The organism is [Scytonema hofmanni] UTEX 2349 (genome assembly GCF_000582685.1).
Classification (GTDB): domain Bacteria; phylum Cyanobacteriota; class Cyanobacteriia; order Cyanobacteriales; family Nostocaceae; genus Hassallia; species Hassallia hofmanni.
The window spans coordinates 1,978,879-1,998,561 of the sequence record NZ_KK073768.1; the positions used below are offsets into that span (position 1 = coordinate 1,978,879).

Genomic DNA, 19,683 nt, shown 5'->3' on the forward strand with positions numbered 1-19,683 from the left:
GCATAACGACGTATTCCTTCAATCTTGTGTGGGGTTCCTAAACTGGGGTTTGAATCCCCATCAAATTCATACCCTACACCCTACACCCTACCCCCTACACCCTGTTCAAACTTCACAAGCTGCGGAAATTAGGGACAATGCCACAATCGGGGCTGTGACTGCTCTGAGGATGCGACGACCAAGGGAAACTGGTTGAAAGCCGGCTTGAATAGCGTTGTCAAGTTCTTTTTCTGTCCATCCCCCTTCTGGACCGGTGGCAATAACTATTGACATTTCTCCTTGGTTGTGCAGGCAATTTTTTAAATGGGGGTAGTTGCCCCGTCCCTCACAAATATATTTGTGATTTGTGGGAAATGATGATAGAGCAGCGTTAAAGGAAATAGGTTCTAATATTGTTGGGACAAAAGAACGCTCTGATTGTTCGGCTGCTTCAGAAGCAATTCTACGCCAGCGTTCGAGTTTTTGGGGACTGGGGTTGAGTAAAGTGCGATCGCTCATTACCGGAACAATACAAGCTACACCTAATTCTGTACAACAGCGCACGACTTCATCAAATCCATTACCTTTGGGCAAGGCTACCACCAGTGTAATAGATACAGGTAATTCGGTTTCTACTGTCAATAATTCTAAAATTTGCGCTTCTTCCCCTTCTAACTGCGCTAACCAGCATTTACCGATACCATCCATTGCAATAAAGCGATCGCCTTTTTGCAACCGTAATACGCGACTTAAGTAATGTTGCTGTTGCGATGTGAGCAGAATTTGATTTTGTTGAAGTTGATCAAGTGCGTTAGCGGAGCTTAACGAAGTTATCGCGATTCTTTGCAGTTGAGCCATGTAATTTTACGCACGGTAGAGACGTAGAGACTATTCTGTGCTAAGTCTCTACATTTGTGTGATTAGATTGCCTGGGTCAGTTTTCATCTTCTTAAAAATTTTGCAATACAACCTACTGCACTGCTGCTTATTTCCACTTAGATTGATGTATGATCAGCGAAGTCTACTAAACAGTTTTGGGTGCTGACAGTTTCTTGGACACTTGGGTAGCAAAAGCTTGATATTTGCTTGCCTCAAAAACGCTGCTTTTAACTCAGTGTTATCTAAGTGGCTAAAATATTTTTAGGGTGCTTTCTGCATTGCATATCTAATTAGGTAACTTACTAGATGTTTCTGGTAGGGATCTTGGGTCAAATACTTACCTTAGTATATTTACTAGGGTATGGATATTTGCTTGGGTAATTGAATAATCCTGATTTACTCACCTTCGATCCCATCTTTTAAAGAGGGATGGATTTTCTTGGGGAATTCTTTAGTTGTAACTCACCAGCGATGTTTAAACAATTTTTCCGAAAATTTCCTAATCAACTGAAACTGCAAAATCAAATCATACTCCTGCTGCTTTTAAGCACCATTATTCCCGTCTCTATTGTGGGATTGTATGGTATTTCTTCTTCCACTACCGCCTTATCGGAAGTCGCTAAACAGCAACTGGAGGTTGAGTCAGCCAAAGAAGCCAGAAATATCAATGCATTTTTAGATGGTGTTAGTGATGATGTTTTATTCTTGAGCAAAACTCCCCCGATTAAAGGTATTATCAAAGCTAAAGCCAGTGGGGGAGTAGACCCGCAAGGTAATTCTTATAACGCCTGGGTTGAGCAGTTGGAGGCTACCTTTAGTGCCATGATGCAGCAGAAGCCGCATTATATGCAGTTGCGGTACATAGACGAACAGGGCAACGAATTAGTGCGAGTTGATTCTGATGGCACTAACATCAAAGTTATCCCCAAAGCCGAGCTGCAAAACAAGGCAGATAGACCATATTTTAGCGACACGATGAAGTTGCCTGTTGGTAGTTTCTATGTCTCACCAGTGAATTTGAACCAGGAACGGGGTCAAATTGAACGACCTTTTAAACCAGTGATTCGCTACGCTACACCAATTTTTGACGTTTCGGGTCAAAATAGAGGAATTGCGATCGCCAATGTATTTGCTAACCAATTTATAAAACCTTTTAAAGAGGATAATCAACAGGCAGACGAGAAAAATAAATATAAAGGCAAAGAAAACTTTCTAGTCAATCAAGAAGGCTACTACATTTCCCATCCCAACCCGAAAAAGGAATGGGGGTTTGAGTTCCGCAATAATGAGAAATTAGAAAAAGATTATTCGCAAGAAGTTGCCAAGCAAATCTTGGGTAATGAACAGGGATTTATTGACAAGGGAGACTATCTCTTCACCTACCATAAGGTTGATCCCAGTCCAAAGCAGCCGGAATTCTTGGTAGCGATCAATAAAGTTCCAAAAAATAGCGTTTTTGCTGCCATTAACTCCTTTAAAACCGTCGCTATCTTCATTATTCTGCTTTCTCTTGCCGTGGTGCTGCCACTGGGAATTTATCGCGCACGGCAACTGGTAAATCTAATTAAGCAACTGGTGAATGGAATATCCACCTCTAGCCAGCAAACTTTCTGTACCATAGAACAGCAAGAACGTGTAGCTAATCAGCAAGCTGCTTCGGTGAATGAAACCACCACCACAATGGATGAACTTAAAGCTTCTTGCCGACAGTCATCTGAGCAAGCTGCATCTGCCGCAGTTGCCGCACAGCAAGCTTTAGCGTTGGCAGAAAAAGGCACCCAAGCAGTAGGAGAAACCCTCGAAGGAATGTTCACCTTGGAAAATAAAGTGGGAGCGATCGCCGAACAAATTGTACATCTTTCCGAGCAAGCCAGTCAAATTGGCAGCATCTCCCAGATTGTTTCTGACTTGGCAAACCAAACTAATATGTTGGCACTAAATTCATCAGTTGAAGCTGTCCGCGCTGGAGAATATGGTAAAGGCTTTGCCGTAGTTGCGAATGAGATTCGCAGATTATCCGACCAAAGTCAAAAATCTGCCGAAAAAATTAATCTCCTGGTTTTTAATATCCAAAAAGCGATTAATTCCACGGTGATGGTGACAGAGGAAGGCACGAAGACAGTAAAAACGGGGGTGCAAATCGCTCAAAATACAGATCAAGCCTTCGCAGGGGTGTCGAAAGCCGTCAACCACATGGCTTTTAACAATCAACAAATATCGCTAAATCTGAAGCAGCAATTAGATGCCATTCAACAAGTCGTCGAAGCGATGAATAACATCAATAAGGGGGCAAAAGAAGCTGCCACTGGCATCAGTCAAACCAGATATGGTACTGAGCAACTTAACAAAGCTGCTCGGACTCTTAAGCAGATGGTGTAGTAATGTAGAGACGTTACATGTAACGTCTCTAGAGATTCTGGATAACACATATTTCAATTCGGTCGATGTCTAAGAGAGTCAAAATATATACTGCCTTATTTCTGTAGTATTACCGAAAAATGATAGAAGATGAAGAACTCCGAAATCTATATAAAATTTCTGGCGAAGAATGTTTGCAGAAACTGGAAGCAGGTTTGCTGCATCTACAAAAACACCCATTAGATGAAGCTACCTTGGAACGGTTGCGGCGAGAAGCTCACAGCCTCAAAGGAGACTCGAAAATTGTCGGGGTAGAAAATGTAGCTACCCTCACCCATCAAGTTGAAGAGATTTTCTTAAGCATTAAACGGCGAGAGATTATTTTCAGCCCAGATGTGTGCGATCGCATGACTTACGGATTAGATGCGATCGGTCTATTGATATACGAAGCTGTAACCGGTGAATCGACTGGGGTTGACACCGAACAGATACTTGACCAGTTGATGCAAGTATTTTTGGAGCCACAAATACACGACACTGGTACGGAAGTTGCTTCAATCGAGCTTCCTCCCATTCTTGTAACTAGTCTGGAGAATCTGCCCACGACGCTGACTTTAGTTGAAATCGCTCCAGAAGTTGAACAAGAACCGCAAACACTACTTACCACAACCACCCCCACAGCACAAATCAACGACAATGCTCCCCAACCAGCATTAAACTTTATACAAGATGAAGAACTGCGAGATATTTATCAAGTTGCTAGCGAAGAACATTTAGACAAACTGGCAAATGGTTTGCAATATCTCCAAAAGCATCCATCAGACGAAGCTATTTTAGAACATTTGTTGCGGGAAGCTCACAGCCTTAAAGGAGATTCTAGAAGTGTTGGGGTAGAAAATGTTGTCATTCTCACCCATCAAGTTGAAGAGATTTTCTTAGGTATCAAAACAAGCGAGATAATTTTCAGCCCAGATGTGTGCGATCGCCTTTATCAAGGATTAGATGCGATCGGTCTTTTAGTATACGAAGCTGTAACCGGTGAATCGAGTGGAATTGATACCGAACAAATACTTGACCAGTTGCTCGGAGCAGTTTCTACACCAACTATTCAGGAGTCCCTACCACTTCCTGTGAAAACAGCAACTCAGCTTGACAAGGCTGAAATTGCTCAACCCTACAATATCGACACCATTCGCGTTCAAACTCGCCATTTCGATGCTTTAATGTCACAAGCTGAAGAACTAACACTTACCAAAACCGCTATAGCCCATACTGCCACTGAAATTGAGGCAATGGCAACTTTGTGGGAAGATTGGAAAGCTGTTTCTAGCCAAGAAAAATATCTTGATTCTTCATTCTTAAATACTAATCCCTACGTAGAACGCCTAGAAAAAACGATCAACTCTCTGAGAATTTCAACTCAGGAAAACAGCACCAAACTAGACATTATCGTTGGGGAATTAAGAGAAAAAATTTACACCCTACGGCTTGTACCCCTATCCACCGTATTTCAGTTGCTACCCCGCATAGTTAGGGATTTAGCCAGACAACAATCAAAACAAGTGGAATTAATTATTGAAGGAGGAGAAACAACCGCTGATAAACGCATCCTCGAAGAAATCAAAGATTCCTTGATGCACATGGTTCGCAATGCGATCGATCATGGCATTGAGACACCAGCCGAACGAGAACAACTCGGCAAAAGAGCGATCGCTACTATTTGGCTTAGAGGCTACCGAACCGCCACTAACATCATAATTGAACTGGCAGACGATGGGCGAGGGCTAGACATCGAAAAGATAAAACAAACCGCAGTCAAGCGTGGACTTTACAGCCCAGAAGAACTAGAAATTATGACTCCAAGCCAGATTTATCCCCTAATCTTGGCTTCCGGCTTCTCAACCCGGACTTTTATTACAGAAATTTCTGGCAGAGGTATCGGGTTGGATGTAGTACGCACGAGCATCGAACGGCTGCAAGGTAATATTCAGATAGAATCAACCCCCGGACAAGGATGCACTTTCCGCATCCAGCTAAACACAACCTTGGGAATCATTAATGTAGTACTTTTAGAAGTTGAAGGTATTGTCCATGCTGTACCAATTGAGTTTGTGCAGAAGACTTTACTTATCTCTCAAGAGCAAATTTATATTACTGAAAATCGAGCAACTATTGACTTAGACGGTGAAACTGTTTCTGTTGCAAATCTAGCTGATTTGCTGGAACTTTCAAACTCTCCTGCTTTTGCTTACACCGCAAAAGAACAACAAAATAGCCGTCTACGTTCTTGTATTCTGCTGAAAGTGGGAGAAGAAAAATTTGGCTTGTTTGTCGATCGCATTAAGCATACTCAAGAGATAGTAATCAAACCCCAAAGTCAGTTATTAAAACGGGTGCGTAATGTCATGGGAGCAACTATTCTCGGTTCAGGGGAAGTTTGCATGATTCTTAACCCTCCAGATTTACTCAAATCATTGCAGCAACAAAACACATCTGTAGTCTCTATCAAACCAAGGAAAATAATTCAAAGGAAACCTGTTATTCTCCTAGTAGAAGATTCTATCCCCGTTCGCACCCAAGAAAAACGGCTTTTGGAAAAAGCTGGATATGAAGTGGCGATCGCTGTGGATGGATTAGATGGTTATAACAAACTAAAAACCCGTGACTTTGATGCAGTCGTATCTGACGTGGAAATGCCCAATTTAGATGGATTGTCACTCACTGCCAAAATTCGTCAGGATCAAGAATATAAAGCATTGCCGATAATTTTAGTAACAACCCTTGCTACCGATGAGGATATCGCAAAAGGATCTGAAGCCGGAGCTAATGCATATATCATCAAAAGTAATTTTAATCAAGATGTTTTATTAGAAATATTAGGAAGACTTGTTTGATGGTTGATAGTTGATAGTTGATGGTTGATGGTTGATAGAAGAAATTGGGCGATTAGAAATCGCTACTACACAAACAAAGTCCACCTACGTGGACTTAATAAAATAACCCGCGTAGGCGGGTTTTGTCTGTGTAGCCGCGATTTCTAATCGCCAGGGCTAAATAAAATTTTACCATCAACCACCAACAACTAACCACCAACAACCAACCACCAACAACTAACCACTAACCCCTAACCATAAATAATGCCTATTCGAGTTTTGTTAGTTGAAGATTCACGGATTGCTCTAGTAATTCTGAAAAGAATTCTGGACACGTCACCGGAGATTGAAGTAGTGGGAGAAGCTCATAATGGCTTAGAAGCTTTAACACTGATTCCCAAAGTTGAGCCAGATGTCATTTGTACAGACCTTCATATGCCTCAGATGGATGGTTTAGAATTTACATTTCAAGTTATGGAGCTTTATCCTCGACCAATTCTAGTAATTAGTGTTTCGGTGCAGGAAGATGATACTAAACATGTTTTTCAGCTTTTAGAAGCAGGGGCAGTGGATATTTTTCCTAAGCCAACCGCAGGACTGGCAGCGGATAATGAGTTGTTTAAACGGGAGTTGATTAATAAGATAAAAATCCTATCTGGGGTAAGAGTATTTAGGAAAAAGCGAAAGTCCACCTCTCAACTAAAGAATTTAGAAGCTGACAATTTTTCTGATTTTGTTTATAAATCCTACATTCAACCAAAAATAATAGTTATTGGTGCATCTACAGGTGGTCCCCAAGCCTTGAAAGAACTTTTCACTCAGCTATCAGGGGATTTTCCTGTGCCAGTGATTTGTGTGCAACACATTTGTTTCGGTTTTTTAGAGGGATTAATTGATTGGTTAGCAACTAGTTGCCGATTGACAATTCAAATTGCTCAAGTTGGGGATATACCAAAACCAGGAAAGATTTATTTTCCAGCTGAACAGATGCATTTAGAATTGGATGCTTGGGGTCGATTTATTTGCTCTAATTCACCACTAGTGGCAGGACATCGACCTTCTGTAACAGTTTCATTTGAGTCTGTAGCCAAGTTTTATGGCAAGGCAACAGTGGGAATATTGTTAAGTGGTATGGGTAGAGATGGAGCAGATGGAATGCAAGCGATCGCTCAAGCTGGTGGTTTTACTATCGCGCAAGATGAAGCCACTTCTGTGGTGTTTGGAATGCCTAAAGAAGCAATTAATTTAGGAGCGGCAAAACAGATTTTACCAATTCAGGCGATCGCACCAAGATTACTGGCTATGTTTCAAGATGAAACTTATTGATATGTGGAGAGAATAAAGTGTCAAAGGCAGAATTTTTAAGTGTAGCCTTAACAGAGGCTTTTATTAAGTTAATTGCCCAGCAAACCGGATTAGAGATTAGAGAGCGAGACCAAGCAGATTTCAGCGAAAAAATATTTGTCAGGATGAAAGCTCTCAATATATTCTTTCCAGAAGAGTATTATCAGCTTTTAAGATATAGCTATCAAGAATGGCAACAACTTGTTTTACTGCTGACTAATCTTGAAAGTTACTTTTTTCGAGATAAAGAGCAGTTTAAACTTTTACGCGATCGTATTCTTCCAGAACTAATTCAATCTAAAGAACATAATAAAACTCTCCGCATTTGTAGTGCAGGATGCTCAAATGGAGAAGAACCATTATCTCTCGCTATTCTCCTGAAAGAACTTATTCCCTATCCAGAGCAATGGAACTTGATGATTTTGGGTGTAGACATCAATCAAGAAGCACTGAAAAAAGCTAAACAAGGAATTTACACACCTTGGTCATTAAGAAGCATTGATCCAGAAATAAGGGAGCGATATTTTTTGCACTTTAACAATCAATATTACCTTGATATGCAAATTAAACAAATGGTAAAATTTAAATATGTAAATTTAGTCAAAGATTATTTCAATGAACACAATGAAATGATAAATCTTGACTTAATTATTTGTCGGAATGTTTTCATTTACTTTGAAAAATCAGCCATTGCAAAAGTACTAGATAAATTTAATCAGATCCTCCAACCATCAGGTTATCTGATCGCAGGTCATACAGAACTTTTTGCTCAGGATTTAAGCCACTTTGAGACAAAATTATTTCCCGAATCACTAGTTTATATAAAAAAAGCGTTTGATAAACAAAATGAAAGAACATTCTTATCTCACCTTTAGTTTAAATAACTACCTTTACGGCATCAGCCAAGTTTACGTCGAAGAATTTTTTTCTCTACCAGAGTTAACAACCATTGCAGAAAACCCATATAAAATTGTTGGACTTGTTAATATTCGGGGGAATATTCTGCCAGTCATGGATTTTAATTTTACCTTAAGTTCTCAACCACTAAACTATCGTTTGACAGATAGTCTAGTGGTTTTAAAATGGCAAGAATTCCGACTGGGCATCATTGTTAATCAAATCTATGAAGTCATCAATATCTCCCCAGATAAAATTACCCCGCAATTTACTTATGAACAAGAATTGGTGGTAATTGAACAAAGAGAAATTATTGCTGGTGTTGCTGATATTCCGGCAAATGTTTTCATATTTATCAATCCAAATAATTGGTTTAACTATGTAGAAATTAACCAATTTTTGTCTAGTAAAAACTTATTAGAACCAAAAATTATTTCTAATCATAATGCAGACATATTTCCAGCCAATAGCTCTGAGTTGTCATTGATTCAACAGCCTGTTTTTTGTCCAAATGCAACTTTGGAAGAAACAACAACTTTTCCCAAACGAGCTGATAATCTAAGACTTCCACCAGAAAGTCAGGATTTAAAGACTTTTATCACCTTAGCTGTATTTGCTTTAAATGGTAATTTTTTTGGCATTAATTTAGAAATGGTACGAGAATTTACAGATATCCGCCAAGTAACTCCTATTCCCTGTGTGAAACCGCATATCATCGGTAACATGAATCTGCGAGGTGAAATTCTCACCTTAATTGATATTTGCGGATTGTTGAATTTACCGTTGATGGGTATAGCTAATAATTCTAAGGCAATGGTTGTGGAGGTTGAGGGTATAGTTGCTGGTTTAATGGTAGAACAAGTTTGCGATGTGATGTTTTCTCTAAACCCACGAGAGATAAGAGCAGTAACGACTGCTATTCATTCAGTTAATGATGAATACCTGCAAGGGACAGTTCTTTATCATGAAAAAATAATGAGCATTCTGGATTTGCCAAAAATCTTCCTTAACGGTGGTTTAATCGTTGATGAGGTTATTTGATTGATTGTGATTATAATACCGCTTTTTCTAACTTTAAATAATCCGGGTGCATCCCAGTTTTTATTATTCGATGAAATAATAAAATTTAATCTGTCATTGCGTTCGCGTTGCGCGTCTCGTAGAGAGGAACGTTCGCAATGACGCTTATATTGTTAGATTTTGCATTCATTGGGATGCTCCCAATAATCCGAGTTAAGTTTTTTTTTAATTCACTGTAAAATTTTCGTTAATTGCAAAATTTTCGACTTTAATTTAGTCAACTATGGTCTAACCTACGGCATAATAATTTGGAGTCTATTTATTTAGTATGGAGCAGTAAATGAGCCAAATGTTATTTTTTTAAGCTCTAAGTTTGACACGTATAAATACCAAATCAGGGTCAGCATTTTTCTTTATTGATAAAAACGGTAATTTTTTAATTTATTACAAATGACACTAACAAGGCTGACTAAAGAATTAGACAACCTGAGTAAAGATGATAATGATGGAGTGCTAATTCTAAGCAACCATACAGTCGTTTGGAATCTTTATCTTACCTGTGGTAAACTACTCTATGCTACAAGTGAGGTGCATCCTGTAAGGCGTTGGCATAGAGCCTTAAAACAGCATTGCCCTAAGTGGAACTGGGGTGTTGACTCCTCTCAATTGTCGAAAGACTTGCCTTGGGAATGTCAGATTCTCGCTCAAGGAATCAGTCAAAGGCAACTGAGCGCTATCCAAGCTAAGTTAGTAATCCGTAATATTGTCCAAGAATGTTTTTTTGAGCTAAATAGCTACGCAGACTTCAAGATGGACTGGAAACCCAGGCAAAAGCATATATGGCATCTCTCTATGGTGGTCATACCCTTATCTTCTTGGGAAATACTATCAGTTGTTAACAAAGCAACGAACATGCAGCAAAAATGGGAAGCTGCTGGTTTAGGTAACATCAGTCCGACCCTTGCTCCAGTTTTAAAGCCAGGAGTAGAACCTTTAGCGCTCCCAATTTTCCAGAAGTATCTCAACAGTCAGTTTACCTTATGGGATATTGCTTTAGAACAAGAAAAATCGGTGACAGAGGTAACTCTCTCCTTAATTCCTTGGGTTGAGAAGGGTATGCTGGAATTCCAAAACATTCCAGATTTACAATTACCAACTGTCAAACAAACAGTTGCGGCAACACTCCCCCAATTAACAACCCAACCTCCTAAATTTGTCGAGAAACAACCTTTAATCGCCTGTATTGATGATAGTCCCGTGTTGGCTCACACTTTAAAAAAAATCTTGCTCCCAGCCGGATATCAAATGTTGAGTATTCCAGAACCGATGCGGGGGTTCTCTCAACTCATCGAACACAAGCCTGATTTAATTTTGTTAGACCTGCTTCTGCCAAATGCTGACGGCTATAGTATCTGTAAATTTTTGCGAGACACTCCCGTTTTTAAGGATACGCCGATTATTATCTTGACAGGTCAAAATACACCAATTGATCGCGCCCATGCTACTGTAGTTGGTGCAACTGAGTTTTTAGGCAAGCCTCCACAGCCGCAAGAATTGCTATATATTGTTCAAAAATATCTTGGGCAATCAAAGTCATCTAAAGTTGGTTAACAAAAAGCCGGATACAGAGGAAAATGTGAAAGTTTCTCTGTTATCCGGCTTTTTAAAGTTTTACTTTCACTGAATGTACTACAGCATTATTGCAATTTGATGATTAGTTTCATATCATGTCCGGTTAATTAACACTAATAGAAACATCGTAACCCTCGTAAAGTAAAGACGTTCCACCGGAACGTCTCTACAATATACAGAAGATTTCAGGTAAATGAAGTACATATATAAAACCCGAAAATGAATGTAGAGACGTGGCAATGCTACGTCTCTACGTATTTTGTGGAGAAGTCTATTGCAAATTAATTGAGAAATGAGTAATTAAAGTATTCCTTTCGTAGGACAGCAAGTAAATATGCAGGAGATTGGGATTATCTTTATCAAGGTGCATAGCTGATCCATCAACTGCTAAGTGGTGATGATCTATCCACTTATCTTTTGAATCTAGCAAAACACTGAAGTAAGGGCTTTGATCTGGATGATTCTTTTCTAATTCTTCGTAGCTTTGATAAAAAGGAGGTATTCCAATTCCCATAGGCATATACAAACCCTTGGAATAGTCCGCTACTGCCAACTTGGGAAGTTCCTTTAAATTAACACCGCTGATGAATAATTTATTTGTTTCACCAGTTTTTGTATCGCTGAATAACAACTCAATTTCCTGTAAATTCTGCTCAACACCTACAGGCTTAATGTTTCTCAAAATCGCCTTTTCAAATTTGCCTATTCTCCAGTATTCATTTCCCCAAGGTTTCTTAGAATCGTAAACTCCTGGTGGACGGAAAGTTGCAAATTTTATTTCATTTTCATTACTGTAAAAATCTTTCCATGTTGTCAGATTTTTCGCGAGTGTAGTTCTAACTTTTCTTGCTTGCTCTCCTGATACAATTATTCTTTCATCAGGCAGAAACTTAGTAGCAACTTCTTTTTGATCAATTACTTTTCTGAGCAAATCAGTTTTTACTACTGTCCCGCTCGGATCTTGCCAATGTTCTAATCTCCACCAATGCTTCCAATAAGACATGTTATTGATATTTTCAAAGACATTTTTGTAGAGTCCCATCGGGAAGGTAAACCAGCTTTGATAGTAAAGGGATTTATTATTATCCTCTTTCGTAAAAAGCAAAATTTCCCAATATCCTGCATTTAAGCAGTTATTGGCTAAAGCAATTTCAGTGAGATTTTGCTTTTCAAAACCATCTCCTCCGCTAATTTCTATATGTTCGGAATTAGCAGGAAAACTAATCTGTTGTCTGTTCCACTCTCTGTCTGTTAAGGCAATTACTTCTAAACCTTCATCTTTTTTAACCCATTCAGGTACTTTCGGTACTAAGAGTTTCAGATCAACATTTTTGACAACTATCTTTGCTGTTTTTTCGTTAGTTGGTTCCAGTACAAAATCGAAGTGAGTATTATCTCTTTTGACAACTGTTAACTTTCTGCTGGAATATCTTTGGAAACTTTTGGCTAATGGAGCAGGATTTTCAGGATACTCGGCATTAGATATTTCTTGTAATTTTACTGAGTTTTGATTGTCAAATTTATATCTGGAAGTAAACCAGAAAGCTCCCACACTAATCAAACCAAGAGATATAGCCAGAGTAGTAAATAAAATCTGTTTCTTCGTAACTTTTAAATTAGCTTTACCAAGTAGTTTTCTGCTCTTGACTCTTTGCACCGCTGATGTATTACTCATTTGGAGAAGTCCACCAAATTAGAATTATTGTCGAATAGCATACCCTATAAATTGAGTTTTTTCATGACTGTTAATGAAAAAAGATATCAAAATTTTTTATCTTATGGGAATGCGATCGCCCGGTTATTAATTAATGACATAACTCTTGATTGGTCGAATGTGGTTAGGTCGATATTAATGGAAAAATACAGTCAGAGCGCGATTTGTTGCAATTGAGCCATGTGATTTTACGCACGCTTGAAGGTAGGAATGATTTGTTTGCTGTCCGGAATGAGTTTTGGTGGAGATGAAGTCTTTTTATATCTCTTTATAAAAACATTAAAATGAAAGAAATACTTAAGTAAATTCTAGTAAGTGTACTGGTACAAGTTTAACAAAACTCATATTTAGTCATAAACGATGGTAAGTAATTTAGCTTAAGGAACGATTCTGAATGAGCAACGATCGCCTGATTAAAATTCTGTTTTTGACTGCTGAACCTACTGATAGTGCTAGACTTCGTTTAGGGCGCGAGTTAGAAGATATTAAAGAAAGGCTGCGACTAGCGAACCTGCAAGGAATGTTTGTACTAGATGAGCGACGTTCTGCACGTCCGCAAGATATAAGCCAAGCCATACATGATTTTCAGCCAAATATTGTACATTTTTCTGGTCATGGAGAAAGTACTGGTGAGCTTTGCTTTGAAAATGAGCTTGGTAAAACACAGTCAGTAACACCTGAAGCTTTAGCCGCATTGTTTAAATTAGTTACGGCTCATGTTAATTGCGTGGTGCTGAATGCTTGTTATTCAGATATTCAGGCTCTTGCTATTGTTGAGCATATACCTTTTGTGATTGGCATGAAAAGAGCGATCGGCGATAAAGCAGCGATCGCTTTTGCAGTTGGTTTCTACAAAGCGCTGGGGGCAAAGCGTTCAATCGAAGAAGCTTATGAGTTTGGCTGTGTGGAAATTCAACTACAAGGAATTCCCGAAGAGTCAACCCCAGTTTTGCGGAAAAAAGAAGAGCGATCGCCTGCGATGTTTTATCTAGAACGTCCGACGATGGAAAAGCGTTGTTATGAAGAGATTAAGCAACCCGGTTGTCTGATTCGCATCAAAGCACCTGAGAACATGGGCAAAACGTGGCTGATGAATCGGATAGTCGCTTATGCCAGAGGAAATGGTTATAAGACAGTAAGTTTAAGCATTAAAGGATTAGTTGATGGGATTTCCAGCGATGAGGAAACATTCTTGCGATCGCTATGTGTGGCTGTAGGTGACGAGTTAGAGTTACCTAATAATTTAAATCAACATTGGGACGATAAAGTGACTTGCATCTTCAACTGCACGATGTACTTTCAAAAATACTTGCTGACAAATTCTAGTCCTCTAGTATTAGCCTTAAATTATCTAGATTTAGTCTTTGAACAGCCAGCGATCGCTAACAATTTTTGTAATATGCTGCGAGATTGGCACGACAAAGCAAGACGCGGCGATAAAATTAGCGAAATTTGGCAAAAACTCCGCTTAATAATTGTCCATTCTACCGAAGTTTATGCTTCCCTAGATATTAATACTTCACCACTTGCTAATGTGGGTTTAGTAATTGAATTACCCGAATTAAAATTGGATCAAGTAGAACGTTTGCTCAAGTTGCATCAACTTAATTTAACACAAGCTCAGGTGAGGCAACTTATGGATTTATTAGGAGGACATCCTTTATTGCTGCGAATGGCTTGCGATTACCTGACACTTCATGAAATTCCCTTTAAAAAATTATTGGAAATTGCTCCTACCCTAGAAGGACCGTTCAGAAATCATTTACTCGAACACTTGAGTAAAATTGGAAATAATCAAGAGTTAAAAACGGCATTTCGTCAAGTTGTTACGGCTGAAAACCCAGTTCAGTTACCTCCGAATATTGCTAGGTCATTACATCGTTTGGGACTGGTGAAGCTAGAAAGAAACTTTGTCAAACCACGTTGCAAATTATATCGTCAATTTTTCCGCGTTCATCTTTAACTACCAGGGAAAAAATAATGAGTAACCAACAGCAATACTACCAAGTAGGAGGGACTTTAAAACCTGAAGACCCTAGTTATATTGAGCGACAAGCCGATAAAAATCTTTACGAAGGACTACAAGCTGGTAAATTTTGCTACGTATTCAATTCCCGACAAATGGGTAAGTCTAGCTTACAAGTACGAGTTAGTAAAAGATTAGCAAATGAAGGATTTCGGTGTGTTTTAATTAGCTTGGAAAGTTTTGGCGCTAGAGGAGTGACTCAAGAGCAATGGTATTATACTTTCATTCAAGATTTAGCAGATAAACTTGACTTACCAAATGAGCGATTAGAAACTTGGTTGTATGAGAGCAAGTCTTTGACACATGTGAAGCGCTTTAGTGAGTTTTTTGAAAAAATATTATTCCTAGAAAATTATCAAAATATTGTTATCTTTTTAGACGAAATTGATACAGTTCTCAGTCTAGATTTTCCGACCAATGATTTTTTTGCTTTCATTAGATATTGTTATAATCAACGCGCTATTAATCCTAATTTTAAACGAATTACTTTTTCTTTGTTGGGAGTAGCTACACCCTCACAACTAATTCAAGATAATCAGCGTACACCTTTTAATATTGGTGAAGCGATTCAACTAAAAGGTTTTTCATTTGATGAAGCTCGAACTCTAGCTCAAGGTTTAGAAAGTAAAGTAAGTGATTCTCAAATTGCTGAAGCAATTATTCAAGAGATACTCAACTGGACTGATGGTCAACCTTTTCTCACTCAAAAAATATGTCAAATAATAGTGAATGATGAAGAAATTATTCCTATTGAGAAAAGATTGATATCTAAATATGTTGAGGAATTAGTTATATCTCGCATAATAACTAACTGGGAAGAACAGGATAATCCACAGCATTTAAGGACTATTCGCGATAGAATTATCAACAGTAAAGAGTCAACTTTTAAATTACTTAAGCTTTACCAAAAGATTAGACAAAACCAAGAATTACTAGCTGACGACACTCCCGAACAAAGTGAATTAATTTTGTCAGGGTTAGTATTAGAAAATAACCGAAAATTAAAAATTTATAACCGCATTTATAAATTTGTCTTTGATTCACAATGGGTTAGTGAACTATTAGCAGATAAAAGACCCTATGAAGAAGAGTTATTAGGATGGTTATCTTCTGGTCAAAATAAATCTTGGCTGTTGCAGGGGCAAAAATTACGAACCGCAATGGAATGGTGCGCTGGAAAAAATTTGACTATTGAAGATTATCAATTTATCAATGCTAGCGAAGAATTAGCAATAAAAAACTATCGTTGGCGTTTTATCTGGGGAATACCTGCAAGTCTACTAATCATTGGAAGTGGCTTCTTTGTATGGCATGACTGGCAAAGAATTAATGCTCAAATAGTGCAAATACAACAAAATATAAGTCCTCCATACGTCTTGGACCCAGAACTATTTAGCCAAGGAGAGCGGACTTTTCGTATAGGCGATGGAGTTGTTAGCTCAGAAGATGCCATTACAACTTTTAAAAATAAAAATTATTCAGAAGCCATTAATCAATTTGAAAAATTGAAAAATATTGAGCGTGGTAATCCAGAGTTTGAAATTTACTACAACAATGCGCTAGCACATAAAAAGGGTAATTATTTAAGTTTGGCAGCTGTTGTACCTGTAGATGCTAGAAAGGAAAATGTTAAAGAAATATTGAGGGGAGTCGCACAAGCGCAGGCTAATTTTAACAACAAAGGGGGATTAAAAGGTAGATTATTGAATATTGTAATCGCCAATGACAGTAATAATCAAATCCGAGCGCAAAAAGTCGCCCAAGAATTGGTTAAAGACCAAAATGTTTTGGGAGTGATTGGGCATAATAATAGTGAAGCTACTCGAGCTGCACTTTATAAGTATGAAAAAGCTCGTTTACCAATGATATCTCCTACTAGCACCAGTACTTTATTAAGACATCAACAAAGTAAAGTTTTTTTCAGAACAGTCACTTCCGATCAGGCAAGTGGTGAAAAATTAGCCGATTACGCCATAAAGAATAACATTAAACGAGTAGTTATTTACAATAGATATCAAGATATCTATAGTGAGAGCCTAACGAATGCGTTTGCAACATTCTTTATAAAGCAAGGTGGAAAAGTTCTACGGACTAAAAATTTGGCAGATCCGAAACTGGATGCACGTTATGAAGTATATCTTAGTGCAATTGAGTATAAAGCCGATGCAGCTATCTTTTTTCCAAACACCGAACTAACTTATAAAGCGATTGAGATTGCTCGCGCACAACAACTTTCCAACTTCCCTAGAAAACTAAAAATGCTGGGAGGAGATTCTTTATATAGTTCACAGATTCTTAAAATAGGTCAAAAGGCTATTGAAGGCTTAATTTTGGCAATTCCCTGGTATAACGACAAATCATCCAATTCACAACAATCTCAATTTGTAGGTGAAGCTAGGAAAAGATGGGAAGAAGATCGAATTAGCTGGGAAACCGCTACTAGTTATGATGCGACTCAGGCTTTTATTAAAGCTATGTCTTCGTCTGACAATCCGTCTCGACAAAGTGTACTTGAAAAACTCCCATCTATTAATCTTTCGCCTGATGAAAGTTCAGGAGATGGACTACAGTTCATCAATGGTGAGCGTGAACAAGAAGCAGTCCTGGTTAAAGTCGTTAATGGTGATTTTGTAAAAGTGGATGAAAATTAGTGTTGCGTCAAGATTGATGTGATGAATTTGTAGTTTGCGCTTTAGCGCTAAAGCGCAAACTACAAGCTAAGTCTGTGCCTAATTCTTACGACAGATTCTCAAAGTAAGCTTCTAGCGCTTTGTTCACCAACTCACTCATCGGCTTCCCTTGACTGGTAGCAGCAGCTTTCAGCTTGAGGTAAATATCATCTTGAATGCTGACTCGATGCCGACTTTTGCTGCTGGCAATGGTAGTATTAGCGATCGCTACTTCTTTGCCTCCACTTTCTTCTACAGTAGAATCTGCCATTGCTTCCACCAAACCATCGCTATCGTCTGTAATTTCTGGCTCTCCAACAACTTCAGATTCGTAATTAGCAGCAAATTCCCGAATCGCATCAAAACCAACGCGATCGCAAAAATCACCAAAGCTTTCCCCAGATTTCCGCGATCGCTTGAAGAAGACAAAAATTGGCTCTAGCTGGGTTTCTATGTCATTATGGTGTAGCCTTTCCATATAAGGTAACGCCAATCTAGTTTGGTCTGGAGAACCACCCAGCCATACTTGGTAACTTTCTGGTGCGCTACCGACAAAAGCCAATTCTGCCATGTAAGGACGAGCGCAACCGTTCGGGCAACCAGTCATCCTTACCACAAAATGCTCGTTTTGTAAACCAACTTTATCTAATGACGAGCGAATTCTTTCTAAAATACCTGGTATTGCTCGTTCTGATTCGGTGATTGCCAAGCCGCAAGTCGGCATCGCGGGGCAAGCCATCGCATAGCGCACCAAGGAATCTATTTTACCAGGGTCTGTGACGACACCGTGACGCTGTAGAATCTCTTCAATAACTTGTTTATTCTCAGGTTCAATATCAAAGAGAATTGCATTATGATGCGGTGTCAAACGAATCGGCAAATTTAATTGCTCGACAACTTGCCGCAAACCGGTTTTGAGTTGCAGCGAACCTTCATCTTTGATGCGACCATTTTCGATGGAAACGCCTAAAAACAGCTTACCATCGCCTTGTTCGTGCCAGCCGAGGAAGTCTTGATATTTCCACTCTGGAAGTTCTTTAAAAGGTGTGAGCGATTTGCCAAAGTATTCTGCAACCATTGACTTAAATTTCTCAACCCCCCAATCGTGGATGAGATATTTTAGTCTAGCGTGACGTCGGTCAGTGCGATCGCCATAATCTCTTTGAGTTGCAACAACCGCTTTCACTATTTCATAAACGTCATCTTTCGTTACATAGCAAATCGGGTCAGCTATGCGTGCGAAGGTTTCTTCTTTGTTGTGCGTTCTTCCTAAACCACCACCCGCAAAAACGTTAAATCCTTCTAATTCACCCTTATCATCAGTCATGACCACCAAGGTGAGGTCTTGGCTATACAAATCTATAGAATTGTCTCCCGGTACCGTCACGCAAACTTTGAATTTGCGCGGCATGTAGAGATTGCCGTAAATTGGTTCTAAGCTATTCTCAACAATCGACTTACTATTATTTTGTCGTGCTGCCTTGACTTCTGGCTTTTCTTCGGCACTAATTATTTTTTCTCCATCTAGCCAAATATCGTAATATGCGCCGGTTTGGGGTTTAAGTAAATCAGAGATATTCTTGGCATATTCCCAAGCATACTGATATTCTGGGCGATTTTTGAATGGTGCTGGGCAAGCCATGACGTTACGATTCACATCACCGCAAGCTGATAAAGTGGAACCCATACTTTTAACCATACCAGCGATCGCCGCTTTGAGATTTTTCTTCAAAATCCCGTGTAACTGAAACCCTTGACGGGTAGTTACTCGCATTGTATGGTTGCCATAATCATCAGCGAGCTTGTCTATAGTCAGATACAATTCTGGCGGAATAAACCCACCGGGACTGGTGGTTCGCAGCATAAACTGGTAATCTTTTTCCTGTCCCTTGACGCGATTGTCGCGGTTATCTTGCTGGTAAGAACCGTGAAACTTGAGAATTTGTACCGCATCTTCGCTAAAATGAGTTGTATCCTCAACTAGTTCGCTGGCGACAGGTTCACGTAAAAAATTACTATGTTCTTTGAGACCTTCGACTTTAGAAGGCTTACGTTTGGCGGTAGGGGCAGGAGCAGATTTAACCATTAGAGTTGTATAGTGTTCTCAATAAGGCATTATTCAACGCCGTTATGTGCTAGTTCTTAGCACTTATTCGGCTAATTGATCCCCGGTAATCCGGTCGGAATAAAGAGGAATTTTTTACATTTTAACATGGCAAAAGCTGAGTTTATCAGTGATGCAACACTTAATAAACCCAGCAATATTTTATATGGTTATGAGTCGCTTCTAAA

Annotated in this window: 11 protein-coding genes; 8 read left to right on the top strand and 3 right to left on the bottom strand. The window is 39.0% G+C overall.

The genetic code is table 11. The features are described 5' to 3' along the window. Window positions 1-105: 105 nt before the first annotated feature. On the bottom strand, window positions 106-837 hold the full coding sequence (locus TOL9009_RS0113915; RefSeq protein WP_029633349.1) for a 16S rRNA (uracil(1498)-N(3))-methyltransferase: 732 nt from the start codon (window positions 835-837) through the stop codon (window positions 106-108). Between the two features lie 492 nt (window positions 838-1,329). On the opposite strand from TOL9009_RS0113915, the gene TOL9009_RS0113920 reads away from it, so the two are divergent. The 6 genes from TOL9009_RS0113920 to TOL9009_RS0113945 all read left to right on the top strand — a co-directional run bounded on the left by TOL9009_RS0113920 (window position 1,330) and on the right by TOL9009_RS0113945 (window position 10,961). Next, complete coding sequence (locus TOL9009_RS0113920; RefSeq protein ID WP_029633350.1) at window positions 1,330-3,237, top strand: methyl-accepting chemotaxis protein; 1,908 nt, start codon at window positions 1,330-1,332, stop codon at window positions 3,235-3,237. Between the two features lie 119 nt (window positions 3,238-3,356). Next, window positions 3,357-6,110, top strand: coding sequence for a hybrid sensor histidine kinase/response regulator (locus TOL9009_RS0113925; RefSeq protein ID WP_029633351.1), 2,754 nt, complete (start codon window positions 3,357-3,359; stop codon window positions 6,108-6,110). Between the two features lie 243 nt (window positions 6,111-6,353). Continuing rightward, entirely contained in the window at window positions 6,354-7,415 is a 1,062-nt protein-coding gene (gene cheB / locus TOL9009_RS0113930; RefSeq protein ID WP_029633352.1) for a chemotaxis-specific protein-glutamate methyltransferase CheB, read from the top strand. Between the two features lie 17 nt (window positions 7,416-7,432). Next, a complete protein-coding gene (locus TOL9009_RS39100) occupies window positions 7,433-8,308 on the top strand; it encodes a CheR family methyltransferase (RefSeq protein WP_051502893.1) in 876 nt (291 codons plus the stop codon). Further along, entirely contained in the window at window positions 8,280-9,371 is a 1,092-nt protein-coding gene (locus tag TOL9009_RS0113940; RefSeq protein WP_029633353.1) for a chemotaxis protein CheW, read from the top strand. The genes TOL9009_RS39100 and TOL9009_RS0113940 overlap by 29 nt, the downstream gene beginning before the upstream one ends. A gap of 429 nt (window positions 9,372-9,800) precedes the next feature. After that, window positions 9,801-10,961 carry a response regulator gene (locus TOL9009_RS0113945; protein WP_029633354.1) on the top strand — a complete coding sequence of 387 codons (1,161 nt, stop codon included), beginning with the start codon at window positions 9,801-9,803 and terminating at the stop codon, window positions 10,959-10,961. Window positions 10,962-11,253: 292 nt separating this feature from the next. Here the strand turns inward: TOL9009_RS0113945 and TOL9009_RS0113950 are convergent, their stop codons facing one another. Next, on the bottom strand, window positions 11,254-12,657 hold the full coding sequence (locus TOL9009_RS0113950; protein WP_029633355.1) for a hypothetical protein: 1,404 nt from the start codon (window positions 12,655-12,657) through the stop codon (window positions 11,254-11,256). A 433-nt stretch (window positions 12,658-13,090) separates the two neighbouring features. On the opposite strand from TOL9009_RS0113950, the gene TOL9009_RS0113955 reads away from it, so the two are divergent. Both TOL9009_RS0113955 and TOL9009_RS42150 read left to right on the top strand, forming a co-directional pair. Beyond that, a complete protein-coding gene (locus TOL9009_RS0113955) occupies window positions 13,091-14,659 on the top strand; it encodes an AAA-like domain-containing protein (protein ID WP_038296347.1) in 1,569 nt (522 codons plus the stop codon). A 17-nt stretch (window positions 14,660-14,676) separates the two neighbouring features. After that, complete coding sequence (locus tag TOL9009_RS42150; RefSeq protein ID WP_051502894.1) at window positions 14,677-17,373, top strand: ABC transporter substrate-binding protein; 2,697 nt, start codon at window positions 14,677-14,679, stop codon at window positions 17,371-17,373. Between the two features lie 85 nt (window positions 17,374-17,458). On the opposite strand, the gene sir is transcribed toward TOL9009_RS42150, so the two are convergent. Continuing rightward, entirely contained in the window at window positions 17,459-19,477 is a 2,019-nt protein-coding gene (sir, locus tag TOL9009_RS0113965) for a sulfite reductase, ferredoxin dependent (protein ID WP_029633357.1), read from the bottom strand. Window positions 19,478-19,683: the final 206 nt, after the last annotated feature.